Raw genomic sequence first — 26,623 nt, 5'->3', positions numbered from 1 at the left:
CGGATTCGCCGTCGCCACCCCTGCGGCGCAGCGGCTAGGGCCGTGCGTAGAGGTGGGAGAATTCTGCGTCCTCAGCATTCTCCACGGCGTCGTACTCTGCATTCTCCGCTTCGTCGCTGATGTTCCAGGACTGCGAGTTCAGTTCGACGCTGCGCTTGCTGTCGCCCATACTGTCACCTCCTTCCCAGGGTTTGTCCGACCCGCGAGTGGCCGGAGCAGATTCAGCCCGCAGGCTGAAAAATGTGCGTGCTCTGCGCGACGACAAAGTCCATGTGGGCGCCGGTTATGCCCTCGCCGAAGCCGATGTGCAGAGGGCCGGCCCCCTCGTTGAGCTGCGAGTTCACCTTCCAGTTCACCTGGGGCAGCACGGCCTGGTTGGTGCCGATCCCCAGTTCCATGGCCTGCAGCCCGAGCTCCGGGTTCGTCACCTCGCGGAGCGCCTCGGTGAAGTCCTTTCCACCGGCTTGGAGGCTGGTCAGCACGTTCGCCTCCATCCGCAGAACCAGCGGGGCGCGTTCGACCAGCTCGGCACGGAGCCGCTCCGCGGCTCGGATCCTCGCGTCGCCTTGCTGCGTGAAACGCGGATGGCGTGCCACGAGCGCACCTGCGGCGACGACGGTGCCCTCGATCGTGAATGGACTCGGCCGGCCGGACAGAGGCCTGTTGTTCAGCGCGAGCTCGCAGTAACTCCCCACCCCGACCCACTGCCCGACGTCAATGGCCGGTTCGGGCAGGGCGTCGATGCTCATGCTGTCGGCCAGGGAGCAGACGATGTGCGTCCGCTGCTGACCCGGCTTGCGGTTCGCCGTCCCCGCGCGTCCCGGCTCGTCTCCGCCTTCATCAAGGGCCCCGTCGTGGAACACGAGTCGGCCGGCCTGCTCTTGCAGGTTCTCGATCCAGTATCGGGAGTTCTGGCAGGCCGTGGCGTAATCGGTCGCCATGGTGAGCTTCTGGGTGTACAGAGCCGCTTCGAGGGACGCGTCGAAGCTGGCGATCGGGACGGTGAGGACCCGGAACTCGCGGAACATTCGCCTGAGCTTGACGCTGACGAGGCTGTGCCGCAGGAACAGGACCACATTGGCTCCCGGCGGAATCGTTTCCACCTCGGCGAGCGGCACGTGTTCCAGACCGTAGTACCCGGCTGCGATCCCGACCCATTCGTCATCGGTCACCGCGTATATCCGACCGTCGCCGGGAAAGATCTGACGAAGATTGCCGTGGCCGCCGTTGGCGTATCTGCCGGCCGATGCGCGGTCCTGCTGCTGCATGCTCCACCTACTCCTGCCGCAACGTGATGGGATGACTCTCCAGATATTCGTCGAGAAGTTTTCTCGCCTCGTCCTTCTCTTCGGTAGGCACGGTTTCCGAGGCGGGCATCATGGAATAGTACTCATCGCGGAGGATCGAGCCGATAACGGCGTCGTAGTACGTCCCGTCGATGAAGTGGTAATCGCGGAGTATTCCCTCAATCTGCATGAATCCGGAACAGAAGTTATGGATGGCCCCCTTGTTGTACAGGCCACACGTGAACTCCACTCGATGCGCGTTCTTCGAATTGAAGAGTATGTCCACGAGAAGCATGACCGACTCCACGCCGAATCCCATGCCCCACATCTCGGCGTCGCCGATCATCGACCCGACGACGAAGTTGCCCGGAGCCCCGATGTTCCGGTAGCTGACCGTGCCGATGGCTTGGCCCTCGCGCGTCCGCACGATCAGGAACGTGTCCTTGACCTGCTTGGTGAACTCCTTGAATTCACTCGGACTCATGAACTGCCTCGTGCCGGACGCATAGACCCAGCTCGGCGACGACGACCACGTCGACAGCAGCTCGTAGTCGTCTTCGAAGATGGGCGTCAGCGCTACCGAGTAATCTGCCTTCATGACACTCCGAATTTCCTCATCCCGATGCAGGGGCCAAGTAGACGGCGAGTTTCGCTATTGCCGGGCGTCCGGTGCGCCATGTTCAGGTGACGCCGGATATATTGATCCTCCATCCCGAATCAGCTGACCGGGCGCATCGGGGCCTGCCGCGCCCACCCGCACGCCGGCCTGGAACCGGCTCACCGCGTCCAGATCGCGGAGCACCATGGCGATATGCCGGCGGCAGGTGCGGACGGAAATGCCCAGCCGGCGGGCGACCGCCTCGTCGGTGAGCCCGTCGGTGAGCAGCCGGACGATGGCGCGGTGCAGGTCGTCGGCGACCTCGTGGTAGCCGATCTCTTTGGCGGAGTAGGGCTCCGCCGCGCTCCAGGTGGCTTCGACGAGGTCGAGAAGGAGCTGGACGGCGGACTCGTTGCGGATGGCCACCCCGAACGTTCCCGCCCGGTCCGGCCGGTGCAGCAGGAAGGCGACACTCGCGTCGAAGACCATGAGCTGCCGGGACAGCTCGCCGGTGGTCCGCACCTCGGCGCCCGCTCTGATCAAGGGGTCCAGCCGCGAGCGGGTGCGGATGTCGGTTCTGACCGAGTGCTGCAGGAGCATGCGGACGTGGACGCCGCGGTCGAGCATCGCCGAGCCGCCGGGCACCAGCCGCCGGACGTCCGCCTCTCGAACCCCCGGGTAGTGGTTCGGGTGGAACGCGACAAATCCGGACGTGCAGCGCACGGCCGCCAGGTGGAGGCGACCGGCGAGCTCGTCGGGACTGCGCAGTTCCTCGATGTCCGTGCCGGCGCCGGCGCGCCTGGTCGACTCGTACTGCGGCCGGAACACGCTGAGCTGCCGCCGGATCCTGTTGATCGTCGCGGTACGCCGCCTGACCTCCTCGTCGATGGGCGAGATCAGCGTGGCGGTGGCGACCTCCGGGTCGACCGGCACCAACCAGGTCTGGTCGGCTCCGTCGTCCACCCGCAACAGGTGCAGCCCGGTGAGGGTTTCGACCGCGGAACGGACGGCGGCCGGCGCCATGCCGAACTCGGCCGCGATGGCGTCCTCGTCGGCGCGGATCCGCCCCCGCCGCAGCGCGTGTGCGTAGACCACGCGCGCCTCCGGATCGGGGTGATCTGGTCGATCCCGGTGCGGGCCGCCGTCGGCGGGCGCGTGGGGGATCGTCAGCACTTCGAGTTCGTTCATGACCACCGGTCACCTGCTCAGGACGGCCTGCTGCTCTGCGATGGACTGGTCGACGAACTGGGCCAGCGTGCGCACCGTCGGGTACTCCAAGACCACGGTCGCGGACACGGTGACATCGAGCATGTCCTTGATCCGGACCGCCAGTTGCACCGCCACGAGCGAGTTGCCGCCGATCTCGATGAAGTCCTCGTCCAGGCCGAGCTGGTCGATGCCGAACGCGTCCATCCAGAGCCGGCGCAGACCGCGCTCGGTGTCGTTGATGGCTTCGATGTCGACCGCCGGAGCGTGTCGCCGTGTTCGGTTGGTCCCGGCGAGCTGCCCGCCTTCCGCTGTCGCGATGTTCGCCGCGAACCCCGCGATGCGGTCCGCCCGCGCGGCCGGTGGCTCCGTGCTGATCACATATTGGGCCTCCCGGCCGCCGTTGAGGATCCGCCACGTCAGCTCGATGCCGTGGTCCGGAGCCAGCAGCAGTTCCGCGGTGGCCGGGCGCGCGGTGGCCGGCAGGTCGATCATGGAACCCGTGGGACGGTCGCCGAGTGCGCTGTGGACGGCGGCGGTCTCGATACCTCGGACCGAGTAGTTCTCGATGGCGACCAGCTCGCATCCGTCCTCGTCCATGATGGAAAAGTCGAAGCTCGCGATGTCCCGGCCCGCGATGGCGACACCGCGTGGTACGCCATGGCTGTACACCCTGGCCGGCAGCGGGGCGCGAACGACCACCCGGCCGTACGCCAGCGGGAGGAACCCTCGACCGTCCCCACTGAGATCGGGAAGGTCCAGGCCGAGGCCGGTCGCGCCGTCGAGCAGCGCCGGATGCAGCACGAACTCGTCGAGGTCGCCGTCGAGGCCGCTGGGGATCGCCAGCTCGACGAGATGCTGACCGTGGCCCGTGTGCACCCGGTCGATGACGTGCCAGTGCGGGCCGAACGTCACCGGGGACTCCGGGTCGTCCAGCGTCGGCCGGTAGCCGGCCGCGTCGCATTGCGCGCGGAGCGCGGCCAGATCCCGCCGCGGCGGCGCCTGGGTGTCCGCCGTGGCGTCGGCGGTGCCCGAGGCATGCCGTTCCCACGGCGCGTCGAGGTCGTCGGCCGGCCGGCTGACCACGGTGAAGTCGATGGCGGTCGGCCCGCTCGGTCGCCCGACCACGCGCAGCTCGCGTGGCCCGTCGACGGCGAGCGGCCGGGTGAAGATCAGGTCGCGGAGTTCGACGGGGCCCGGCCGCACGGCCGTGTCGTACGCGGCCCGGATCAGCTCGACGTAGGCGACGCCCGGGTAGACGGCGTGTCCGTTCATCCGGTGGTCGGACAGCACCCAGTGGCACGTCGGATCGATCCGCGAGGAGAAGGCGATCTCGTCACCGGGGAGTCGATGGCCGAGGAGGGGATGGGAGGGCTGGGGGTCGCGCCCGGCCTCCAGCGCCCGGAAGCCCTCGGGCGCGTCGGCCCGTGTGTCCACCGTCATGCCGACGTCGGCCCAGCCGCACCAGTTGACCGAGATCGCGGGGCAGTGCGCGGGCGGGCGTGCCTGCGCGTAGGCGTCGAGGAACGCGTTGGCCGAACAGTAGTCGACCATGCCGTAGTCACCGCTGACCGACACGATCGAGGAGTACAGCACGAGCACGTCGATCTCTCGCCCGAGCAGCCGGTCGAGCACCAGCGTGCCCTCGACCTTCGGCGCGAGCACCTGCTCGGCCTGCTCCCTCGTGCGGACCAGCGCCATGCCGCCGCCGGCCACGCCGGCCGCGTGGAACACGCCGTTGACGGGCCCGAACCGCTCCCGCGCGGCGTCGACGACCATCTGCATGGCGGCCTCGTCCGCGACGTCCGCGACGGCGGTCATCACCTCGCCGCCCAGCCTCTCCACCTCCTGGATGCCGCGGATCCGAGCGCCCGTGCGATCATCGCCGTTCTCGGTGAGGTAGGCGTCCCAGTCCTGGCGCGGCGGCAGCGGCGTGCGTCCGACCAGGATCAGCCGAGCCGCCACGCCGCGCGCGAGCGCCTTGGCGGTCTCCAGCCCGATCCCGCCCATACCTCCGGTGATCAGGTACACGCCCCGTCGCCGGAGCAGTCGAGGTACGTCCGTGTGGTCGGGCAGGTCGGTCTGCTCGTACTCCTCCACCCACCGGCGTCCTGCCCGCAAGGCGACCGTCCTGTCGGTGACCGGCGTGTCGAGCTCGGTGAGGAGCGGTTCGACGTCGGCGAGATCCGCCGCGGAGGTGTCGATGAGCTGGCAGGTGATCGTCGGCGACTCGTGCGGGATGACCCGGCACGGGCCGCGCAGCAACGACTTGGCCGGGTCGATCTGCTCTGCACCCGACACGTTGCAGGTACCGCTGGTGAGGACGCGGATCTCGACGGGCCGGTCCGGCCAGTGCGCCAGCCAGGCCTGCGACAGGAACAGCACGCTGTAGAAACCGGTGTCGCGGATCTCGTCGACAGCGGAGAAGTCGTCCTGTCCTGCCCAGAGTGACCGGCCGGACGTCCAGCCGTGCAGGACGGAGGCCGGCCTGCCGGGTCCTGCCTCCAGGGCCTTGAGCAGCTCGTCGTAGTCGGGACGGTGACCGGGAACGATCTCGAAGTGGTGGTCGTCGAGCTTCGCGAACCGAGCGCCGGCGCTGACGCGGACCACCGTCGCGCCCCGCGCGGCGAGCTCACCGGACACCGCCTCGGCCGGTCCCTCCGCCGGGGTGAACACCAACCAGGTGTCCGAGCCGCCGGCCGCCGGGCGGGACGGCGGCCCGGACGCGGGCAGCGGCCGGCGCCGCCACACCGGCAGGTAGCCGGGGCCGCCGGCGGGTTCCCGCGACCGCGCATCGTCGTCACCGGTGCGGGGATCGGGCTCCACCCAGTACCGCTCCCGCTCATACGGGTACACGGGCAGGGAGACGCGCTTGCGCCCGGCTCCGGCGCGCAGTGCCGCCCAGTCGAGCGGGACGCCGAGCGACCAGAGTCGTCCGGCGGCCTCGGCCAGCGACCTGGCGTCGGAGCCCGTCGCGGTCGGCCGGCCGAACGAGGCCACGACCTTCGCCGCCTTGGGCAGCGCCTGCCGGGCGAGTGAGGTGAGGTTCTGACCGGGCCCGACCTCGAGCAGCACCGCCCCGGTCGCCGCGAGTTTCCGGCAGGCGGCGTCGAAGCGAACGGTGCCGCGCAGGTGGTCCGCCCAGTAGCCGGGGTCGACCGCCTCGCTGTCGGTGATCTGCCTGCCGGTGAGGGTCGACACGAACGGGATCGAGGGGGACTTGAGCGGGACCTCGGCGACCGTGTCGCGCAGCGGCTCCACGACGGGGTCGAGCATGGAGCTGTGGAAGGCGTGCGAGGTGTGGAGGGGCCGGCAGCGCACGCCCCGTGCGTCGAGCCACTCGGTCAGTTCCGCGACGGCATCGGCCGGCCCGGCGACGACGCAGGCCCTGGGGCCGTTGACCGCCGCGAGGTCCAGTTCGTCCGGCAGCATCGGGAGAAGGTCGTCGGCGGCCATCGGCACAGCGACCATCGAGCCGGCCGGCATGGACTGGGTCAGCCTGCCTCGCGCCGCGACCAGCTCCAGCGCGTCCGGCAGCGTGAAGACCCCGGCCAGGCAGGCGGCGACGTACTCGCCGACGCTGTGGCCGGCCATCGTCGCCGGTTCGACGCCCCAGCTCATCCACAGCCGGGCCAGTGCGTACTCGATCGTGAACAGGGCCGGCTGGGCCAGCTCGGTCCGCCGCAGCCGGTCCGCCTTCGCGGTGTCGTCGGCGTCCCGGCCGCGCTCGCCGAACATCACGTCCCGTACGTCGCAACCCAGATGCGGCGCCAGCAGCTCCGCGCACTCGTCGACCGTCTCGCGGAACACCGGTTCCGTCCGGTACCCCTGCTCGGCCATGCCCACGTGCTGCGCGCCCTGGCCGGGGAACAGGAACGCCACCGAGGCGGTACCCCGCGTGTCCGGCGGCACCGGCATGGCATCGTCGAGTTGGGCGATGGCGTCGTCGACGTCCCGGCAGACCACCGCGTCGCGGCGCTCCAGCTGCGCCCGGCCGACCTGCAGCGTGTGCGCGACGTCGGCGAGTTCCAGCTCGGGGTGGGCGCGCAGATGCGCGGCGAGCTCGGTGCGCATGGTCGCGAGGGCCGACTCGGTCTTGGCCGACAGCGGCAGGATCTGCCAGGTGCGCCCGGGGTCGCCCGGTACCGCGGGCGGCGCCTCCTCAAGGATGACGTGCGCGTTGCCGCCGCCGATGCCGAACGAGCTCACCGCGGCCCGCTTGGGCGTGCCACCGGTTCGCCACGGCGCCAGCTCCGCGTTGACGTAGAACGGCGTCTCGGCGAAGTCGATCTCCGGGTTGGGCGTCACGAAGTTGAGCGAGCCCGGGACGAGCCCGTTCCGCATGGCCAGCACGGTCTTGATGAGCCCGGCGATACCGGCGACGGATCCGAGATGGCCGATGTTCGTCTTGACCGACCCGATGGGGCAGGCGCGCTCGCCGACGGCGCCGGCCTGCCTGTACGCGGCCGATAGCGCGGCCACCTCGATCGGATCTCCGACCCTCGTCCCCGTGCCGTGCGCCTCGACGTAGTCGATGGTGTCCGGTGCGACGCCGCTCGCGGTGAGCGCCTGCGAGATCACGGCCCGCTGGCCCTCCTCGCTGGGTGCGCTGAAGCCGGTCTTCGCGCCCCCGTCGTTGTTGACGGCGGAGGCGAGGAGGACGGCATAGATGTGATCGCCGTCGGCGAGCGCGTCCGCGTAGCGTTTGAGCACCACCGCGCCGGCACCGGTGCCGAAGTTCGTGCCGCCGGCGTCCGCGTCGAAGGCGCGGATCCTGCCGTCGCGGGCGAACATGCCGTTCTCGGTCCACGTCCGTCCATGGTGGTAGGGCAGGACGACGTGGGACCCGCCGGCGATGGCCATGCCGCACTCGCGGTTCAGCAACGCCTGCGCGGCCAGGTGGGTGGCGACCAGCGAGCCCGAGCACGCGGTGGCGATCGAGAGCGCGGGGCCGGTGAGACCGAGGGAGTAGGCGACGCGCAGTGCCACGTAGTCCCCGTGGTTGCTGATGTCGACGCCGAGGTCGCCGACGGCATCGAGGACCCGCTGGTTCCGGAAAACGTTCTTCCAGTGGTACTCGGCCGGCCCGCTGGCGCCGTAGACCCCGATGTCGCGCCCACCGTTGCCGGCGGCGTAGCCGGCGTCCTGCAGAGCGGTGCTGCACACCTCGAGAAACAGCCGCTGCTGCGGATCGGTTATCTGGGCTTGTCTGGCGCTGTAACCGAAGTACTTCGCGTCGAAATACTCCATCTCGTCCAGGAGGGGGCGGACCCGGATGTAGTCCTGATCGGCGATGTCCTCCTCGGAGACGCCGGCGCTCCGCAACTGCTCGTCGGTGAGCCTGGTGAAGGACTGCACGCCCTGTTCGAGGTTGCGCCAGAGCTGGGTCGTGTCGGCTGCTCCGGGGAACCGCACGCCCATGCCGATGATGGCCACCCTGCTGGCCACATGTTCCGGAAAACCCGGCTCGTCACCCACCGCGCGTCCTCTCGTTGTGGCGTCGCACCGCCGAAAGGCGAGATCCGTTCGCCGCACAGTAGGCGCGGACTCGCCTCCCCGGCATGCCCCGGGAAGAGGGGACAGGAGGGTGTCCTGGGTTTGCGGGACATGACGCCGAGCACGCGGCTCGCCAGCATGGACGGGTCAGCGTGCTACCGGTATGGAGGTGCCGTGCGAACCTCATCGTCAGCCGACCGGGCGCTGGGGCCGCAGTGGTTCGTCCCGCTGAACGACGACGGTTCGCGACCGCACCGGGTGCTCGCGCTGCCGCAGGCCGGCGCGGGGTGCTCGGCGTTCGCCGACTGCGCGGCCCTGCTGCCCGGCGACATCGGGCTGTGGGCGTTGAACCCCCCTGGCAGGCAGGCGCGATTCGACGAGCCGTCGATCACCGACCTGGACGATCTCGTCGCCGGCATCGCGGCCGAGCTCTCGCGCTGGACGGCGCGGCCCTACGTGCTCTTCGGGTACTGCTCGGGTGCGCTGGCCGCATTCCTGCTCGCGCGTGCCGTCGAGGCCGGGGCCATGCCGGCGCCCGTGGCGCTGGTCGTGGCCTCCTACCCCGCGCCGCAACTGGTACGACCCGACTCCGCCCTGCACACTCTGCCGTCGGACGAGTTCTGGTCGCGGATCCGGTCGTTCGGTGGCTTTCCGATGACACTCGCCGCGGAGCCGGACTACCGGGAGATCTTCGAACCCGCGCTGCGCGCCGACTTCGCCGCCGTGTCCGGCTTCGCCTACGTGGACGGTCCACCGCTGGGCATGCCCATCGTGGCGGTGGCCGGGCGCGATGACGGCACCAGCTCGGCCGGGGAACTGCGCGCTTGGGAGGCCCAGACCAGCGCCGGTTTCCGGATGGAGTTCGTCGACGGCGACCACTGGCTGCTGGACGGTGGCCAGGCCGCGGTGATGGCCCTCGTCGAGCGGGAGTTCCGGCGGTGACCGAGCTCGAACGGCGGATCAGAGCCGCGTTCGCGAGCCGGGCCCCGCGGGGGCGCATCCTGACCGACCGCACCAACTTCTTCGAGGCGGGTTTCACCTCGGTCATTCTGGCCGCCGTGCGCGCCGACCTGGACGGAGCCGGGCTCTCCCTCGGCATGGTCGACATGTTCCGTTACCCGACGCTCGCCACGTTGATCGAGGAAGTCGAAGCACGCGCGGCGGCAGGGACCGGGCACCCGGCGCGCGCGAACCGGGCCGCCGCCGCGCGGCTTCCCTGGGACTCGTGACATCGAGAGGGGCCAACCGTGTCAGAGCGCACGCGGCCGACGCCGCAGCGGCGGGCCGACCTGCCCGCGCACTGGATGTCTCGGCCTGCTCCCGGGCCGGACCCCGAGACGGCGTCGGCCTTCGACAGGCTGCTGGACCAGGCCGTCAAGGAGGGGCCGGCGCGACCCATCGACTACCGGCTGCCGGCACCGAAGTGGCAGTTCCTCTGCCATGCCGCCGACCGAAGGGGCTTCGTGCTCCACGGAACGGGCGACCCCGGCATCACGTGCTTCGAACCGCGCCGGCCGGCGGACCCATCCGAATTCGGTGGCCGGCGGGCGGTCTTCGCCGCGATGGACGGCATCTGGCCGATGTACTTCGCGGTCATCGACCGGGCCGGGCACGCGATGACGCTGGTCACCGCGTGCATCCGGCTCAACGAGGACCGGGACGGCCCCTACTACTTCTTCTCGATCACCCGCTCTGCCCTCGAACGGCGACCGTGGCGCGAGGGAACGGTCTACCTCCTGTCCGCGGACGGGTTCGAGCCGCAGCCGCGGATCGCCTTCGGCGAAACGGAGGTCCGGATAGCCCAGGCGGCGAACCCGGATCCGGTGGCGCCCGTCGCCAAACTCACCGTGCGGCCGACCGACTTCCCGTTTCTCCACCAGATCCGCGGCCACGACGACCAGCTGATGAAAGCCCGTGCCATGGCGGGCGACGTGTTCCCCTGGCGCGAGGACGATTGACGTTCCCGGAAATGCACGATCCCCAGGCCGGACACGATGTCTGACCTGGGGAGATCATGGTGGGCGATACTGGGATTGAACCAGTGGCCTCTACCGTGTCAAGGTAGCGCTCTCCCACTGAGCTAATCGCCCTCGTGCGCTGCGAGGTGGAGACGGGATTTGAACCCGTGTACACGGCTTTGCAGGCCGTTGCCTCGCCTCTCGGCCACTCCACCAGAGCGAGGCCTGACGGGGCCTCTCAGAGCGGACGACGGGATTCGAACCCGCGACCCTCACCTTGGCAAGGTGATGCTCTACCAACTGAGCCACGTCCGCCTGCCGCCTGGGGGTCGCCCCCCGGGCTCGCATGGACAACTCTAGCGGAATCCTGGAGTGCTTGCGTACCGCGCGGGCTCGGAGTCGGTGAGCTCGGCGTGCAGGGAGTTCCAGAAGTCGAGTTCCTTGTCCTCTTCGAGGTGGGCGATGCGGCCCCAGAACTCGCGGTCCTCGGCCTCGTGGGCGGCGGCGAGGGAGAGGGCGGGCATCAGGGTGGTGCCGGCGTCGGCCGCGTCCAGGTCGGCCGGGGTGACGTCGGCGGGGAGCGCGACCGGGGTGGACGGGCGGTGGTGCTTGCCGCGCTTGCGGACGCGGATCGGCGGCGTGGTGGGGGCCTTCGCGGCGGCGGCGCGGCCGGCGGCGAGGGCGACGGTGCCGCAGAGGACGAAGGCGAGGATCCCGCCGATGACGACCTCCTGCGCGGGGAGGTGCTCGGGGGGCGCGGAGTGCTCCTGCTCCTGCGCGTGCGTCGTGGTGGCGGGGTCGCCGATCTTGTCGACGGTGGGGGCGGGGGCGGCGTGCTTCGGCGTGTACTTGGCCTCGACCTTGATCTTGGACGGGTAGCCGAAGCCGACGACGGTGTCCATGTCGCGGGTCTTGCGCATGAGCTTGTAGCCCTCGGCGTTGCCCTCGATGGTGTGCAGCGTGTGGCCGTCGACCTTCTCGACGATGCCGACGTGGTCGACCTGGTCGATGTCGCCGGAGCCGTTCCAGTCGTAGAAGACGATGGCGCCGGGCTCGGGGTCGTGGCCCCAGGCGTCGTGCTTCTTGAACCACTTGGCGTGCTGGACGGTGGAGGCGAACTGCCCGGTCTGCTCGGTGACATCGGCCTTGTCGGCGGCCCAGGCGAGGAACATGTCGCACCAGGGGGCCGTCTTGAAGTAGGCGTCGTGGTCGCCGTCGACGTTCTTGGCGTACCAGTCGCCGAACTTCGTGTAGCCGTCGCCCTTCTCGGTGTAGCCGAGTTCCTTCTTGGCGATGTCGAGCAGTTTCTTGCCGATCGGGTCCATGTCGCTCCCTGCCGCACCTCGCTCGTCCGGGCAGGGTGGCGCCCGACCGGGGGGACGGAACGCGCCGCGGCCCCCGGCCCGGGGGGTCCAAGGTCACGTTCCGATCTCGACGGAATGTAGCCGAGGTAAACGGGGGGCGGCAAGCCGTTCCCGACAACCGGTCAAAAGGGACTACTCAGTAGTAGCCACGCGGGAGGACGGTGACCGGACAGGGGGTGGCGCGCAGGACCTTGAGCGCGATCTCGCCCACGAAGACCCGGTGCGCGGCCGCGTCCTCGCTGGACGCGCAGACGAGCAGCTCGCCGTCGGGCCAGTCCACGTCGTCCAGGGCGTCGGCGACGTCGTCCCCCTCGGCGAGCTCGGCGGAGACCTCCTCGGGCGGCAGGTCGGCCGAGTCCACGGCGAGGCGGATGGCGAGGGCGAGGTCGTCGCGGAGCCGCTCGGCGTTCACCTCGCCGATGGCCAGCGTGACCAGCCGGAGCGGGACCTCCAGCCGCTCGGCGGCCTGGGCGGCGCGGATGACCGCCTCCTCGCACTGGGGGCGCCGGACGTACATGACCGTGATGCGGCCCAGATCGTCCGGCGGGACGTAGCCGGACGGGGCGAGCATCACGGCCTCGGTCGCCGAGTGCAGCAGGTGGTCGGCGGCGGCGCCGACGCCGATGCGGCCGCGGGCGCCGCCCTCGGGGGAGCCGACGACGATCAGGTCGGCGCCGATCCGGCTGGCGAGCACGGTGAGGCCGCGGCCGACGCTGCGCCCCTCCTGGACGTGCAGGTCCGCGGGCCACCCGTCCAGCGCCTCCGGCACCTGGTCGAGGACCGCGCGCGCCTCCCCGGCCGCGGCCGGCAGGTCCGGCGGGGCGACGGTCGCCACGCTGAGCCGGCCGCCGGTCAGCGCGACGATCCCGCGCGCGAGGTCGAGCGCCTCCCTGCCGCCCGCGTCCGGGACGTAGCCCGCGAGCACGTGTTCACCGATCATGCTCCTGAGCATTCCCCCCGGAGGGCCGTCACAGACCAGCGGCGGTTTGCGGTAGTTTTTCCTGATTGTCGTAAGTTTGGGGGGATTTTCATGGGGGCCGAGGTGTCCGACCTCAGACCCGGACGCTGGACCATCGACCCGGTGCACTCCGAGATCACCTTCGCGATCCGGCACCTGATGACCACGGTGCGCGGGTCGTTCCCCGACTTCGGGGGCGAGGTCGTGGTCGCGGACGATCCGCTGGAGTCCGCCGCGCGCGCGGAGATCCGGATGGGCTCCATCGACACCCGCAGCGCCGAACGGGACGAGCACATCCGCTCCGCCGACTTCCTGGACGTCCGGCGGCACCCGGTGATGATGTTCGCCGGCACCGGAGTGGAACGTGCCACCGTCGGCCGCCGCGCCCGCAGCCCCCGCTACCACCTGGACGGCGACCTGACGATCAGGGACGTGACCCGGCCCGTCCGGCTGCTGACCGAGTTCCACGGAGTGAGCACCGACCCGTGGGGCGGCCTCCGCGCCGGCTTCACCGCGACCGCGGCCATCAGCCGCCGCGCCTTCGGCATCGAGTTCAACGTCCCGCTGCAGGGCGACCGGGTCATGCTCGGCGACGAGGTCGCGATCGCGCTGGAGATCCAGGCGGTGCTGGCCACGGCCGACGCCGGCACCGGCGCCGCCGAGGCCCCGGCCTAGCCGCGCGCCGCGCGGGTCAGGCCCAGCAGGTCGCGGGCGGGGCCGGCGGGACGCTGCCCGGCCGGCCACACCGCGCGCAGCGGCCGGGAGAGGTCCAGCTCGGGGACGGGGACCCTGATCAGCCGTCCCGCGGCCAGCTCGTCGGCGACGGCCAGGTCGCTCACCACGACCGGGCCCGCGCCCGAGACGGCCGCCGCCTTGAGCGCGGTGGTGGACGCCAGTTGCAGCAGCGGGGGCGCCGTCCCGCCGTGCGAGGCGAGCGCCCGGTCGAGGATCTCGCGCGTCCCCGAGCCCTGCTCGCGCAGGACGAGGGGCGTGACCGCCAGCTCGGCCGCGGTCACCCCGGACCGCCGCCGCGCCCAGGCGTGGCCCGCGCCGACCACGACGACGAGCCGGTCGGTCGCGACGATGGTGCCGCTCAGGCCCGCCGGCGTCCGGGCGCCCTCCACGAACCCGAGGTCGGCGTCGCCGCCGCGGACCTCCTCGGCGACCACGGTCGAGTTCGCCGTCCGCAGCGTCACCGCGACGCCCGGCCGGACGGTCTTGAGCGTCACCAGCCAGCCGGGCATCAGGTACTCGGCGACGGTCAGGCTCGCCACGACGCGCAGCCGCCCGTCCCGGCGCTCGCGCAGCGCGCCGAGGCCCGCGTCGAGCGCCTCCGCCGCCGCGATGACCTGCCGGGCCCACTCTGCGACCAGAGCGCCCGCCTCCGTGGGCCGCGAGCCGCGCGGCGACCGTTCGAGCAGGGCCACGCCGGCCTGCCGCTCCATCGAGCGGATGCGGGCGCTGGCGGCGGGCTGGGTGACGCCGAGCTCGGCCGCCGCCCGCCCCACGCTGCCCAGCCGGACGACGGCGAGCAGCAGTTCGAGGGCGCCCAGGTCGGGGACGCGATGCGACACGGCCATGCCCCCGATCCTACGTGACCCATAAGGCCGCCTTATGAGCCCATAGGGCCGTGGCGTCTACTGCCGCGACCGCCGGCGGCGGACGCTGGAGGGCATGAGCCTCCCGACCCTCCACGGCGCGCCGCTGGGCGCGCTCGACCGTCCCGCCGAGGCGTTCCGCCATCTCGGGCCCAACTGGTACGCGGCCGTGATGGGAACGTCGATCGTCGGGACCGGCGCCCGCGCGCTGCCGGTGGACGTCCCCGGCCTGCACGCGTTCGCCGTCGCCGTGTGGATGCTCTCGCTGGCGATGCTCGCGGCGCTGATGACGGCGCGCGCCGTCCATGTCGTCCGGCACCCGGACGTGGCCCGGTCCCAGCTCCTGGACAACCCCGCCACCGCCGTGTTCTACGGCTGCCCGCCGATGGCCCTGCTCGCCGTCGGCTACGGCACGCTGGTGCTCGGCCCGCCCGTGATCGGGCACGGTGCGGCGATCGCGCTGGACGCCGTCCTGTGGAGCCTCGGCACGGCCTATGCCGTGGCCGTCGCGGCCGGCGTCCCCTACCTCATGATCACCCGGCACCGCCTCGAACCGGGCTCGGCGGACCCGACCTGGCTGCTGCCCGTGGTCGCGCCGATGGTCGCCGCGGCGCTCGGGCCCGCGCTCGTCCCGCACCTGCCGGAGGGCCAGGCCCGCGCCACGCTGCTGTTCGGGTGCCACGCCATGTTCGGCGCGAGCCTGCTCGCCACGCTCGTCCTGCTCCCGGGCATCTGGACGCGGCTGGCCGGCGGCCGCCCGTCGCCGGTCACCCTCACCCCCGCGCTCTTCCTGGTCCTCGGGCCGCTCGGGCAGTCGACGACGGCCGCCGTCCAGATCGCGGACGCGGCGGGCGCGGCGGACGCCGTCCCCGGGTACGCGGCGGCCATGCGCGCGTTCGCCGTCCTCTACGGCGCCCCCGTGATGGGCTTCGCGATGCTCTGGCTGGTCCTCGCGGGCGCCGCGAACCTGCGGGCCCTGCGCGGCGGGATGCCGTTCGCGATGACGTGGTGGGCCTTCACCTTCCCGGTCGGGACGTGCGTCACCGGCGCCTGCGGCCTGTACGAGGCCACCGGCCTGGACGCGCTGGCCGGGCTGGCCGTGCTCCTCTACCTGCTGCTCGTCGCGGCCTGGGCGGTCGCCGCGGTCCGGACGCTCCAGGGCGCGGTCAGCGGCCGGCTCTTCCTGCCGGCGCGCCCCGCCGTCCCCGCCCCGTCCTAGAGCAGGAATACCGGTCCGCGCTCCGGGGTTCTGTAGGATGGTTGAACGTTCTACTATCTGGAGGCCGGGCATGCAGTTCGGGATCTTCACGGTCGGCGACGTCACGCCCGACCCGACCACCGGGCGCACGCCGTCCGAGGCCGAGCGGATCAGGGCCATGGTCGCGATCGCCGACAAGGCCGAGGAGGTGGGCCTGGACGTCTTCGCGACCGGCGAGCACCACAACCCGCCGTTCGTGCCGTCCTCCCCGACGACGATGCTCGGCTACATCGCGGCCCGCACCGAGCGGCTGATCCTGTCCACCGCGACCACGCTGATCACCACCAACGACCCGGTGAAGATCGCCGAGGACTACGCGATGCTCCAGCACCTCGCCGGCGGCCGGGTGGACCTGATGATGGGACGCGGCAACACCGGCCCCGTCTACCCGTGGTTCGGCAAGGACATCCGCGACGGCATCCGGCTGGCCATCGAGAACTACCACCTGCTCCACCGGCTCTGGCGCGAGGACGTCGTCGACTGGGAAGGCGAGTTCCGCACCCCGCTGCAGTCGTTCACCTCGACCCCGCGCCCGCTGGACGGCGTCCCGCCGTTCGTCTGGCACGGGTCGATCCGCAGCCCGGAGATCGCCGAGCAGGCCGCCTACTACGGCGACGGCTTCTTCGCCAACCACATCTTCTGGCCCAAGGAGCACTTCCAGCGCCTCATCGGCTTCTACCGGCAGCGGTTCGAGCACTACGGCCACGGCTCCGCCGACCAGGCGATCGTCGGCCTCGGCGGGCAGGTGTTCATGCGCAGGAACTCCCAGGACGCCGTCCGCGAGTTCCGCCCGTACTTCGACAACGCCCCCGTCTACGGGCACGGCCCGTCGCTGGAGGAGTTCACCGCCGAGACGCCCCTCACGGTCGGCAGCCCGCAGCAGGTCATCGAGAAGACGCTGACGTTCCGCGACCACTTCGGCGACTACCAGCGCCAGCTGTTCCTGATGGACCACGCCGGGCTGCCGCTGAAGACGGTCCTGGAGCAGATCGACATGCTGGGGGAGGAGGTCGTGCCCGTCCTGCGCAAGGAGTTCGAGTCGCTGCGCCCGGCGCACGTCCCCGCGACCGCCCCGACCCACACGTCCCGTCTCGCAGAGGGGGTCAAGTGACCACGCTCGCCGTCGTCTCCGCCGGGCTCGGGCGGCCGTCGTCCACCCGGCTGCTCGCAGACCGCCTCGCCGCCGCGACGACCGAGGCCCTGCGCGCGGACACCGCCGTCGAGACCATCGAGCTGCGCGACCACGCGCACGCCATGGTCGACGCCACCCTGACCGGCTTCCCGTCGGGGACGTTCCGCGCCGCCGTCGAAGCGGTGACGGGCGCGGACGGCCTCATCGCCGTCACGCCCGTCTTCAACGCGTCCTACACCGGCCTGTTCAAGACGTTCTTCGACGTCCTCGACCGGGACGCCCTGGAAGGCACGCCGGTGCTGCTCGGCGCGACCGGCGGCACCGCCCGCCACTCCCTGGCCATCGACTACGCCATGCGCCCGCTGTTCGCCTACCTGCGCACCAGCGTCGTCCCGACCGCCGTGTACGCGGCGTCCGAGGACTGGGGGAGCGGCGAGACGGCTCTGCCCGACCGCGTCGCCCGCGCCGGCGCCGAGCTCGCCGCCCTGATGGAGGCGCGTCCGGCCCCGGCCAAGGACGATCCGTACGAGAACCCCGTTCCCTTCGAGCGGCTCCTCGCCGGACGCTGATCTTTCCTAAGCCTTGGCTTATATAAGCGAAGCCTGTACCTTGGGCTCGTGCACGCGTTCGATGTACTGGGCGACCCGGTGCGGCGCCGGATCCTGGAGCTGCTCGCCGACGGCGAGCGGTCGTCCGGCGAGGTGACGGCGGTCGTCCGGGAGGAGTTCGGAATCTCGCAGCCCGCGGTCTCGCAGCATCTGAAGGTGCTGCGCGACAGCGGGTTCGCGGTGGTGCGGGCGGAGGGGACGCGCCGGCTGTACACCGTCGACTCCGCGCCGCTGCGGGAGGTCGACGAATGGCTCGACCGCTTCCGCCGGTTCTGGACGCCGCATCTCGACGCCCTGGCGACCGAGATCGCCCGGGGCAAGCGCGCACGCCGACACGACCCAGGGAGCGAGACATGATCGAAGTCACCGGGCAGATCAACGCGGTACGGCGCAAGGTCGGCGAGCGGGTGCTGGAGGCCGGCACCGCGCGGACGTCGACGGTCAGCCAGGTCTACGACACCGGCGTCGAGGACCTGTGGGACGCCGTCACCAACCCCGAGCGGATTCCCCGCTGGTTCCTGCCGATCTCGGGTGAGCTCCGGCTCGGCGGCCGCTACCAGATCGAGGGCAACGCGAGCGGGACCATCGAGACCTGCGATCCGCCCAAGGGCTTCTCCGCGACCTGGGAGTACGGCGGCCAGACGTCCTGGATCGAGGTCCGGCTGACCCCGGAGCAGGACGGCCGGTCGCGCTTCGAACTGGAGCACATCGCCCACGTCGACGACGGCATGTGGGACCAGTTCGGGCCGGGCGCCGTCGGCATCGGCTGGGACATGGCGCTGCTCGGCCTCGCCCTGCACCTGGCGACCGGCAAGAACGCCCCGGAAGAGGTCGGGCCGGACTGGTCCACGACCGACGAGGGCAAGGAGTTCACCCGGCAGAGCGGCGAGGCCTGGCGCGAGGCGCACGTCGAGTCGGGCGCCGACGAAGCGGTCGCCCGCGCCTGCGCGGACCGCACCATCGGCGCCTACACCGGAGAGGCGGAGTGATCCCGGCGCGGGATCGCTGACACGCCCCGCGGGTCCCGGGAGCGCACCTGCCGACCAGGCAGAATGTGCCGGGTGGACGTCCGGGTGGGGGTCCGCGTCGAAGGGGTAGTGCAGGGCGTCGGGTTCCGGCCGTTCGTGCACGGCCTCGCCACCGGCCTCGGCCTGTCCGGGCTGGTCGGCAACGACGCGGGCGGAGTGTTCATCGAGGTCGAGGGCGCGCCCGACGAGGTCGGGCGGTTCCTGGACGGCCTGCGCGCGCGCCCGCCCCGGCTGGCCGTCGTCGAACGCGTCACGGTCCGCGACCTGGCCGCGGCGGGCCGCGACGGGTTCGTCATCGTGGGCAGTGACGCGTCGGGCGAGCGCCGCGCCCTGGTCTCCTGGGACTCCGCCACCTGCGACGACTGCGTGCGCGAGATGCGCGACCCCGCCGACCGGCGCCACGGCTACGCCTTCATCAACTGCACGAACTGCGGGCCGCGCTTCACGATCGTCAGGGACGTCCCCTACGACCGGCGCAACACGACCATGGCGGGCTTCGCGATGTGCGGCGAGTGCACCGCCGAGTACGAGGACCCGGCCGACCGCCGGTTCCACGCCCAGCCGGTGTGCTGCCCGTCCTGCGGACCGTCCCTCACCGTGCGCCCCGCCGCCGGCGACCCGCTGGAGGCCGCGCGGTCGATGCTCGCGGACGGCGCCGTCCTCGCGGTCAAGGGCCTCGGCGGCTACCACCTCGCCGCGAGGGCGGCGGACGGCGGCGCCGTCGGCGCGCTGCGCGCCCGCAAGCACCGCGAGGACAAGCCGTTCGCCGTCATGGTCCCCGATCTGGCGGCGGCCCGGGCGCTCTGCGTCCTGTCCGACGCCGAGGAGGCGCTGCTGACCGGCCCGCGGCGTCCGATCGTGCTCGCGCGCCGCCGCCCTGACGCGGACCTCGCCGGCGCGGTCGCGCCCGGGAACCGGTCTCTCGGCCTCATGCTGCCCTACACCCCGCTCCACCACCTCCTGGTCACCGAGCCGTTGGTGCTGACCAGCGGGAACGTCTCGGACGAGCCGATCGCGCACCGCGACGCCGACGCCCTCGAACGCCTCGGCGGCATCGCCGACGGGTTCCTCCGGCACGACCGCCCCATCCACACGCGCACCGACGACTCGGTGGTGCGGGTCTTCGCCGGCCGGACGCTGCCGCTGCGCCGGTCCCGCGGCTACGCGCCCGAGCCGATCCCCATCGGGGACGGCCCGCCCGTCCTGGCGTGCGGGGCCGAGCTCAAGAACACGTTCTGCCTGGCCCGGGGCGGCCGGGCGTTCGTCTCCCACCACATCGGCGACCTGGAGAACCACGAGACGCTCCGCGCGTTCGAGGAGGGCATCGCCCACTTCCGGCGCCTCTTCGACATCACGCCCGAACTCCTCGCCCACGACCCGCACCCCGAGTACCTGTCGACGAAGTACGCGCTCGACCAGGACCTGCCGCCGGTCGCCGTCCAGCACCACCACGCCCACATCGCGTCCTGCCTCGCGGACAACGGCGTGGACGGCCCGGTCATCGGCGTGGCGTTCGACGGCACCGGATACGGGACGGACGGCACGCTCTGGGGCGGCGAGTTCCTGGTCGCCGACCTGCGCGGCTTCGAGCGCGCCGGGCACCTGGAACCGGTTCCGATGCCCGGCGGCGCGGCCGCGATCCGCGAGCCCTGGCGCATGGCCGCCGCCTACGGCGTCCCGGACGGGCTGCCGGTGGCGCGCCGCCGTGACTGGCCCGCCGTCGCGGAGATGGCCCGGCGCGGGATCAACGCTCCGCTCACCTCCAGCATGGGCCGCCTGTTCGACGCGGTCGCGGCCGTTCTCGGCGTCAGGGACCGGGTCACCTACGAGGGGCAGGCCGCGATCGAGCTGGAACAGCGCGCGGATCCGGCGGAATTCGGTGCGTACAGGGCGTCTCTCGGTGGCACGTCGTCCTTCGTGGCGCGCGGCCGCGATCTGCTGGACGCGGTGGCGGCCGACCTCGGCGCCGGAGTTCCGGTCCCGGTGATCGCCGCGCGCTTCCACAACGGCGTGGCGGCCCTCGTCGTGGACGGCGCGTCCCGCGTCCGCGAGGCGACGGGGCTCGCCACGGTGGCGCTCTCCGGCGGCGTGTTCCAGAACATGCTCCTGCTGGACCGCGCGGTGTCCGGCCTGGCCGGCGCGGGTTTCGACGTCCTCACCCATCACCGCGTCCCGCCCAACGACGGCGGCATCAGCCTTGGTCAGGCCGCCGTCGCCACCGCTCGTCACCGGCGGCGGGACACCGCGTGATCGGTCGAAAACGGGCACGCTCGCACCTCCGAGACGGCATGATCATCGGATGGCGGACGACAGGGACGAGCGGCAGCCCCTCTCATGGCTGATCCGGCGGTGGGCCGGGCCACTGGCGATGGCCGTGGCGGTCGCCGCCTCCATCGGCGCGGTGCGGCTGCTGACGGACGAAGGCTTCTCGTCCACGGGCCCCCTGGCCGATCGCGAGCCGCGCTTCCTGCTGACCGTCTGGGACACCGGAGACTCCCCGCACGGGAGCGGGCGGAAGCCGTGGTTGCAGGTCCGCGCGCTGCGGCAGGACGGCCGATCGCGACCGGTGGATTCGGTCCGGCCGCCGGCGTCCGCGGGCACGGCACAGGAGATCATCGAAGCGCCCGGTGGCGCGTTCGTCGTCTCCTCCCTCCGGGAGGACCCGTGCGAGAGCCGGCTGTACCGGTTCGGCCTCACCGGCGACGGCCATGTGGAGGACCTTGAACCGCTGGGCGAGGCCGGCGCCGTCCCGGCACGCGTCGCCGGTCTGGCGATGAGCCCGGACGGTGCCCGCCTCGCCTTCACGACCGCACCGTGCACGGAAGATCCGCAGGCTCCGCTCCCGCCCGCCACGGTGACGGTTCTCGACATCGACTCGAACGACCGCCGGACGTGGACGGCCGCCGCCCCGTCGCTCATCGGCGAGATCGCCTGGGCGCGCGACGGCCGCACGCTCGGCTACGCCCTCAGCGACGTCCGCCAGGGCGCCTCCGCCGGACACGGATGGCCGGGCGGGCAGGGTGAGAGCACGGTCGAGAACGTCACCGTCCATGCCCTCGACACCCGCGCGAAGGGCGCCGATCTCGGGGGCGGACGCATCCTGTTCCGCCAGCCGGGCGGCTCCGGGGCGGTCACCACCGCGGTGATGAATCCGGACGGCCGCACAGGGCTCGGCGTCCTGAAGCGAGAGCGGCCCGCGACCACGGTCTTCTTCTCCTTCGCCGGAGGCGGGCCGATGCGCGTGACCCGCACCATCGAGCGCGAGCCGAACACGGTGGCCCTCATCGCCGTCTCCGGCGAGGGCGAACGGCGCTATGCCTGCCTGGGCGGCATCGACTCCTTCGGCAGGGTGACGGACGGCGCCTTCACGAACCGGTCGGGCTCGGTCTCCGGCTGCGGATCCGCCTACGCCTACTGAGCGGGCCCGCCGCGCGGGCGGGTCACAGGCTGCCGAGGACCCGGGTCGCGGTGATCTCTATCACGACGCGGTGCGGGTTGGGGCGCGGGGGCTTGTAGCGGACGGTGTAGAGCCGCTCGGCGAGGGCCACGGAGGCCGGGTCCGTCCGCACGACCGCGCGGCCCTCGACGGTGGCCCAGCGGCGGCCGTCCACCTGGGTCACCGCGGCCGGGAGGCCCGCCTCGCCCGCGTGCCGGACGTGCCGCGCCTTCGCCGAGGAGGCCGAGGTGATCACGCGGACGGTGCCGCCGTCCAGGGTGGCGCCGACGGGCACGGCGTGCGGGGTGCCGTCCGGGCGGAGCGTGACGAGGGCGCACACGCGGCGCTCCCGCCAGAAGGCGATGAGCCGCTCGTCGGCCAGGTCGAGCCGGTGCTTTCCCCCCACCTGCACGATCTTAGGCGCTTCCGCGGCGGTCGCACCCCGCCCGCCCGGGTTTATGCTTAGTTAGGCTAGGAAACTATTTGCAGGGGGTGCGCGTGCCGTCCAACCACTATCCGTGGGTCGCGCTCAGCAACACGACGCTGGGCATGCTGCTCGCCACGGTCAACTCGTCGATCGTGATCATCTCGCTGCCGGCGATCTTCCGTGGCATCGACCTGAACCCGCTGGAGCCGGGCAATGTCAGCTACCTGCTGTGGATCCTGATGGGCTACATGCTCGTCTCGGCGGTGCTGGTGGTGACGCTCGGCCGGCTCGGGGACATGTTCGGCCGCGTCCGGATGTACAACGCCGGGTTCGCGGTGTTCACGGTCGGGACGCTCGTGCTGGCCCTGGACCCGTTCCACGGGAGCGCCGGGGCGCTCTGGCTCATCGGCTGGCGGATCTTCCAGGGGATCGGCGGCGCGCTGCTGATGGCGAACTCGGCCGCGATCCTCACCGACGCGTTCCCGGCGCACCGGCGCGGCATGGCGATGGGCGTCAACCAGGTGGCGGGCATCGCCGGCACCTTCATCGGCCTCGTCGCGGGCGGGCTGCTGAGCGAGATCAACTGGCGGCTGGTGTTCTTCGCGTCCGCGCCGATCGGGATCATCGGGACGGTCTGGGCGTACCGGAGCCTGGTGGAGACCGCGACGCGGGCGGTCGCCGCGCGGATCGACTGGCTGGGCAACATCACCTTCGCCGTCGGGCTCACCGGCCTGCTCGCCGCGATCACCTACGGCATCCAGCCCTACGGCGGGCACGACATGGGCTGGACGAACCCCTGGGTGATCGGCGGGATGGCCGGCGGCGTCGCGGTCCTCATCCTGTTCTGCTGGATCGAAACCCGGGTGGCGCAGCCCATGTTCCACCTCGGGCTGTTCCGCATCAGGGCGTTCACGGCCGGGAACGCGGCCGGGCTGCTCGCCGCGGTCTCGCGCGGCGGGATGCAGTTCATGCTGATCATCTGGCTGCAGGGCATCTGGCTGCCGCTGCACGGCTACGACTACGAGGACACCCCGCTCTGGGCGGGCATCTACCTGCTGCCGCTGACCGCGGGATTCCTCGTCGCCGGGCCCGTCTCGGGGCACCTGTCCGACCGGCACGGCGCCCGCGCCTTCGCCTCCGGCGGGCTGGTGCTGTCCGCGCTGGCGTTCGCCGGCCTGCTGCTGATCCCGACCGACTTCGGGTACACCACGTTCGCGCTGCTGATCTTCCTGAACGGGATCGGCTCCGGGCTGTTCGCCGCGCCCAACACCACCGCCATCATGAACTCGGTGCCGGCGGACCAGCGCGGGGTCGCGTCCGGCATGCGCGCCACCTTCATGAACGCCGGCATGGTGCTGTCCATCGGCGTGTTCTTCTCGCTGATGATCGCCGGGCTGTCCGACACGCTGCCGCGGACGCTGACGCGGGGGCTGACCGAGCACGGCGTCCCGGCGGGCCCGGCCGCGCAGGTGGGCGGGCTCCCGCCGGTCGGCACGCTGTTCGCCGCCTTCCTCGGCTACAACCCGATCCAGAACCTGCTCGCGCCGTTCCACGTCCTCGGCCGGCTCGCGCCGGACGACGTCGCGACGCTCACCGGCCGCTCGTACTTCCCGCACCTGATCTCCGAGCCGTTCCACCACGGGCTCGTCATCGTGTTCGGCATGGCGATCGCGATGTCGCTGGTGGCGGCGCTGGTGTCGCTGCTGCGGGGCCGCCGGTACGTGCACGACGACGACGTCCGCGCCGAACCCGAGCCGCGGAAGGCGGGACGCGCGACCGCCTGACGACCCCCACGATCGAGCCCCCGGCCCGCCCCGCCCGGCCGGGGGCTTTTTCACGCCGCCTATTGACACTGTTCCGCAAACGTTTTCATAATCCTCGGCATGACCGAGGAGCGCACGGACGCCGGCGGCGGGCCGGCCGGACGCCGGAACGCCGACGGTTCGCGCGCCTCGATCCGGGCCGTGGCGAATCTCGCCGGGGTGTCGCCGTCCACGGTCTCGCGCGCCCTGAACACCCCGGAGCTCGTCAACGCCGAGACCCGGCGGCGCGTGCTCGACTGCGCCGAGCGGCTCGGCTACCAGCCGAACCGGGCGGCGCAGTCCCTGGTCCTCGGCCGGACCCGCAATGTCGGGCTGATCGTCCCCGACATCGCCAACCCGTTCTACGCCCCGTTCATCAAGGGAGTGGAGGCCTACTTCCGGGACACCGAGTTCGCGGTGTTCCTCGCCGACACCGACGAGGACACCGAGACCGAGAGCAGGCTGGCCGAGGCCATGATCGAGCGGGTGGACGGGCTGATCCTGTGCGCCCCCCGCATGTCCGGGACGCGCCTGAGCGCCGTCGCGTCCAAGACGACCGTGGTCCTCGCCAACCGCACCAGCCGCAACGCGCCGTCGGTCCTGCTGGACTTCCAGCCCGGCATGGACCAGGCGGTGGCGCACGTCCACGCGCTCGGGCACCGCAGGTGCGCCTACCTCGCCGGCCCGGCCAACTCCTGGTCGAACCGGCGGCGGCGCAAGCTGCTCGGCGCGTCCTGCGCCGAGCGCGGCATCGAGCTGGTCGACCTCGGCCCGTACGAGCCGCGCTTCACCGGCGGGTACCGGGCCGCGGACGAGGTGCTCGCCGCGGACGTGACCGCGGCGTTCGCCTACAACGACCTGGTCGCGCTCGGGGTGCTGTCACGGCTCACCGCGCGCGGCGTGCCCGTGCCCGGCGAGCCCGGTTCGTCCGGCGGGCTCAGCATCGTCGGGGTCGACGACGTCCCCATGGCGTCGATGACCAATCCACCGCTCACCACGGTGGCGATCCCCGTCAACGCGCTGTCGCGCGCCACGGCCGCCACCATGCACGCACTGCTCGACCCCGGGGCGCGCAAGGCGCCTCCCGCGCCGCCGGCCTCCGAGCTGGCGACCCGACTCCTCATCCGCGGCACCACCGGGCCCGTCTGAGCCCGGCCGCCCGGAGGACCCCCGTCCTGCCAGGAGGACCCACCCCATGAGAACTCCCCGATCCGCCCTCCTCACCGCCGCGACCGCCGCCGGCCTGCTGCTCGCCGCCTGCGGGGCGCCCGACTCAGGAGGGAAGGCCGCGTCCGAACCCGCCGCCGCGGACGTCAAGCTGCCGTCCAAGGCCGTCACCCTCAACATCATCGACGTCGCCGGGAACCTCCAGCTCACCCAGCAGATCTTCGAGAACTACACCAAGGAGCACCCGGACCGCGTCAGCAAGATCACCTACACCAAGGCGACCGCGCCCGAGCTGGCGGGCAAGGTCAAGGCCCAGCAGGACGCCGGGCGGCTCGACATCGACCTCGTCCTCACCGGCACCGACGGGCTCTCCGCGGGCCTGGAGCAGAACCTGTGGGTCGACCTGGTCGGCAAGTACTCCGACAAGCTGCCCGACCTGAAGACGCAGTACCTGGAGCCCGCGTCCAAGATGCAGGACCTCGCCCAGGGCAAGGGCGTGACCGTGACGTACTACCCGTCCGGCCCGCTGCTGGAGTACAACCCGAAGAAGGTCCCGAACCCGCCGAAGACCGCCGAAGAGTTGCTCGCGTGGGCGAAGGCGCACCCGAACAAGCTGGAGTACGCGCGGCCGTCCAACTCCGGTCCCGGGCGGACGTGGCTCATGGGCCTGCCCTACATCCTCAAGGACTCCGACCCCAAGGACCCGAACAACGGGTGGGCCAACACCTGGAAGTACCTGAAGGAACTCGACAAGTACATCGAGTACTACCCGACGGGCACCACGCAGACGATGAAGGAGCTGGGCGAGGGCACCCGCGACATCATCCTCAGCACGACCGGCTGGGACATCAACCCGCGCGTCCTTGGCCAGGTGCCGAAGGACGTCAAGATCCAGCCGCTCGACGGCTTCACATGGGTCACCGACGCGCACTACATGGTCGTCCCCAAGGGCGTGTCCGGCGAGAAGCTCGCCGTCCTGCTCGACCTGATGAAGTACGCGCTCCAGCCGAAGCAGCAGGCGATCACCTTCGACAAGGGCTACTTCTACCCCGGCCCGGCCGTGAAGGGGGTCACGCTCGACATGGCGCCGGCCGACAGCCAGCAGGCGATCAAGGAGTACGGCCGCCCCGAGTACGACAAGCTCATCGCCGACAACCCGAAGGCGCCGCCGCTCGACGCCAAGGCCCTCGTCGCCGCCTTCGACCGCTGGGACCGCGAGATCGGCGGCCAAAAGGTCAAGAAGTCATGACGACGAACAAAACAACACGAGGCCGCTCCGCAGGCTCCGCGTTCTCGGCAGC

At 71.7% G+C, this 26,623-nt stretch carries 23 protein-coding genes and 3 tRNA genes; 14 read left to right on the top strand and 12 right to left on the bottom strand.

From position 1 onward, the window contains the following. Window positions 1-34: 34 nt before the first annotated feature. Genes BM339_RS51570 through BM339_RS21620 form a run of 5 tightly spaced genes read right to left on the bottom strand, consistent with a single transcriptional unit; the run spans window position 35 to window position 8,568 of the window. Window positions 35-169 (bottom strand): hypothetical protein, encoded by a 135-nt coding sequence (locus BM339_RS51570; RefSeq protein WP_021595046.1) that lies wholly within the window; start codon window positions 167-169, stop codon window positions 35-37. A gap of 52 nt (window positions 170-221) precedes the next feature. Beyond that, window positions 222-1,268 (bottom strand): CgnE/CgnB domain-containing protein, encoded by a 1,047-nt coding sequence (locus tag BM339_RS21635; protein WP_021595047.1) that lies wholly within the window; start codon window positions 1,266-1,268, stop codon window positions 222-224. Window positions 1,269-1,275: 7 nt separating this feature from the next. Then, window positions 1,276-1,884 (bottom strand): GNAT family N-acetyltransferase, encoded by a 609-nt coding sequence (locus BM339_RS21630; RefSeq protein ID WP_075022009.1) that lies wholly within the window; start codon window positions 1,882-1,884, stop codon window positions 1,276-1,278. Window positions 1,885-1,938: 54 nt separating this feature from the next. Beyond that, a complete protein-coding gene (locus BM339_RS49975) occupies window positions 1,939-3,072 on the bottom strand; it encodes a helix-turn-helix transcriptional regulator (protein ID WP_021595049.1) in 1,134 nt (377 codons plus the stop codon). Between the two features lie 9 nt (window positions 3,073-3,081). After that, entirely contained in the window at window positions 3,082-8,568 is a 5,487-nt protein-coding gene (locus BM339_RS21620; RefSeq protein WP_218163717.1) for a type I polyketide synthase, read from the bottom strand. A gap of 192 nt (window positions 8,569-8,760) precedes the next feature. On the opposite strand from BM339_RS21620, the gene BM339_RS21615 reads away from it, so the two are divergent. The 3 genes from BM339_RS21615 to BM339_RS21605 are packed head-to-tail and all read left to right on the top strand — an operon-like array spanning window position 8,761 to window position 10,544. After that, complete coding sequence (locus BM339_RS21615) at window positions 8,761-9,528, top strand: thioesterase II family protein (protein WP_021598910.1); 768 nt, start codon at window positions 8,761-8,763, stop codon at window positions 9,526-9,528. Continuing rightward, a complete protein-coding gene (locus BM339_RS21610; RefSeq protein ID WP_075022008.1) occupies window positions 9,525-9,815 on the top strand; it encodes a phosphopantetheine-binding protein in 291 nt (96 codons plus the stop codon). The genes BM339_RS21615 and BM339_RS21610 overlap by 4 nt, the downstream gene beginning before the upstream one ends. 18 nt (window positions 9,816-9,833) lie before the next feature. After that, complete coding sequence (locus BM339_RS21605) at window positions 9,834-10,544, top strand: hypothetical protein (protein ID WP_021598912.1); 711 nt, start codon at window positions 9,834-9,836, stop codon at window positions 10,542-10,544. Window positions 10,545-10,601: 57 nt separating this feature from the next. Here BM339_RS21605 and BM339_RS21600 read toward each other — a convergent pair. The 5 genes from BM339_RS21600 to BM339_RS21580 form a co-directional block, all read right to left on the bottom strand. Beyond that, window positions 10,602-10,676 (bottom strand) — tRNA-Val (locus tag BM339_RS21600). A gap of 12 nt (window positions 10,677-10,688) precedes the next feature. Further along, window positions 10,689-10,759: transfer RNA gene (locus tag BM339_RS21595), tRNA-Cys, on the bottom strand. Window positions 10,760-10,786: 27 nt separating this feature from the next. Continuing rightward, a tRNA-Gly gene (locus BM339_RS21590) sits at window positions 10,787-10,859 on the bottom strand. Between the two features lie 41 nt (window positions 10,860-10,900). Next, window positions 10,901-11,869: a CHAP domain-containing protein gene (locus BM339_RS21585; protein ID WP_021598913.1), complete on the bottom strand. Its 969-nt coding sequence runs from the start codon at window positions 11,867-11,869 to the stop codon at window positions 10,901-10,903. Between the two features lie 175 nt (window positions 11,870-12,044). After that, complete coding sequence (locus tag BM339_RS21580) at window positions 12,045-12,848, bottom strand: universal stress protein (protein ID WP_021598914.1); 804 nt, start codon at window positions 12,846-12,848, stop codon at window positions 12,045-12,047. Window positions 12,849-12,938: 90 nt separating this feature from the next. Here BM339_RS21580 and BM339_RS21575 point away from each other — a divergent pair, with 90 nt between their 5' ends. After that, window positions 12,939-13,541, top strand: a complete 603-nt coding sequence (locus BM339_RS21575; protein WP_075022007.1) for a YceI family protein — start codon at window positions 12,939-12,941, stop codon at window positions 13,539-13,541. Here BM339_RS21575 and BM339_RS21570 read toward each other — a convergent pair. After that, window positions 13,538-14,446, bottom strand: coding sequence for a LysR family transcriptional regulator (locus BM339_RS21570; protein ID WP_075022006.1), 909 nt, complete (start codon window positions 14,444-14,446; stop codon window positions 13,538-13,540). The two genes, BM339_RS21575 and BM339_RS21570, sit on opposite strands and share 4 nt — an antisense overlap. Before the next feature lie 94 nt (window positions 14,447-14,540). On the opposite strand from BM339_RS21570, the gene BM339_RS21565 reads away from it, so the two are divergent. From BM339_RS21565 to BM339_RS21535, 7 genes are all read left to right on the top strand, one after another. Then, a complete protein-coding gene (locus BM339_RS21565; RefSeq protein WP_075022005.1) occupies window positions 14,541-15,683 on the top strand; it encodes a TDT family transporter in 1,143 nt (380 codons plus the stop codon). Window positions 15,684-15,753: 70 nt separating this feature from the next. Then, on the top strand, window positions 15,754-16,833 hold the full coding sequence (locus BM339_RS21560; RefSeq protein ID WP_021597166.1) for an LLM class flavin-dependent oxidoreductase: 1,080 nt from the start codon (window positions 15,754-15,756) through the stop codon (window positions 16,831-16,833). Continuing rightward, the gene (locus BM339_RS21555; RefSeq protein WP_021597165.1) at window positions 16,830-17,423 is read left to right on the top strand and encodes an FMN reductase; all 594 of its coding nucleotides are present in this window, start codon (window positions 16,830-16,832) and stop codon (window positions 17,421-17,423) included. The genes BM339_RS21560 and BM339_RS21555 overlap by 4 nt, the downstream gene beginning before the upstream one ends. Before the next feature lie 48 nt (window positions 17,424-17,471). After that, window positions 17,472-17,819, top strand: coding sequence for an ArsR/SmtB family transcription factor (locus BM339_RS21550; protein WP_021597164.1), 348 nt, complete (start codon window positions 17,472-17,474; stop codon window positions 17,817-17,819). Beyond that, window positions 17,816-18,451, top strand: a complete 636-nt coding sequence (locus BM339_RS21545; protein ID WP_021597163.1) for an SRPBCC family protein — start codon at window positions 17,816-17,818, stop codon at window positions 18,449-18,451. Before BM339_RS21550 ends, BM339_RS21545 begins: the two co-directional genes overlap by 4 nt. 72 nt (window positions 18,452-18,523) lie before the next feature. Further along, window positions 18,524-20,740, top strand: a complete 2,217-nt coding sequence (hypF, locus tag BM339_RS21540; protein WP_244938600.1) for a carbamoyltransferase HypF — start codon at window positions 18,524-18,526, stop codon at window positions 20,738-20,740. 49 nt (window positions 20,741-20,789) lie between these two features. Then, complete coding sequence (locus tag BM339_RS21535; RefSeq protein ID WP_075022004.1) at window positions 20,790-21,908, top strand: WD40 repeat domain-containing protein; 1,119 nt, start codon at window positions 20,790-20,792, stop codon at window positions 21,906-21,908. Window positions 21,909-21,930: 22 nt separating this feature from the next. Here the strand turns inward: BM339_RS21535 and BM339_RS21530 are convergent, their stop codons facing one another. Further along, window positions 21,931-22,332, bottom strand: coding sequence for a TIGR03618 family F420-dependent PPOX class oxidoreductase (locus tag BM339_RS21530; RefSeq protein WP_083597826.1), 402 nt, complete (start codon window positions 22,330-22,332; stop codon window positions 21,931-21,933). An 86-nt stretch (window positions 22,333-22,418) separates the two neighbouring features. Between BM339_RS21530 and BM339_RS21525 the strand changes: the two genes are divergently transcribed. The 3 genes from BM339_RS21525 (at window position 22,419) to BM339_RS21515 (ending at window position 26,571) form a co-directional block, all read left to right on the top strand. Next, on the top strand, window positions 22,419-24,137 hold the full coding sequence (locus tag BM339_RS21525; protein ID WP_256255414.1) for an MFS transporter: 1,719 nt from the start codon (window positions 22,419-22,421) through the stop codon (window positions 24,135-24,137). A gap of 99 nt (window positions 24,138-24,236) precedes the next feature. Further along, a complete protein-coding gene (locus BM339_RS21520) occupies window positions 24,237-25,304 on the top strand; it encodes a LacI family DNA-binding transcriptional regulator (protein ID WP_021597158.1) in 1,068 nt (355 codons plus the stop codon). Between the two features lie 46 nt (window positions 25,305-25,350). Then, window positions 25,351-26,571 (top strand): extracellular solute-binding protein, encoded by a 1,221-nt coding sequence (locus BM339_RS21515; RefSeq protein WP_075022001.1) that lies wholly within the window; start codon window positions 25,351-25,353, stop codon window positions 26,569-26,571. Window positions 26,572-26,623 lie beyond the last annotated feature (52 nt).

The sequence above is a fragment of the Actinomadura madurae genome, assembly GCF_900115095.1.
GTDB lineage: Bacteria > Actinomycetota > Actinomycetes > Streptosporangiales > Streptosporangiaceae > Spirillospora > Spirillospora madurae.
This window is presented reverse-complemented; position numbering and strand designations above follow the sequence as displayed.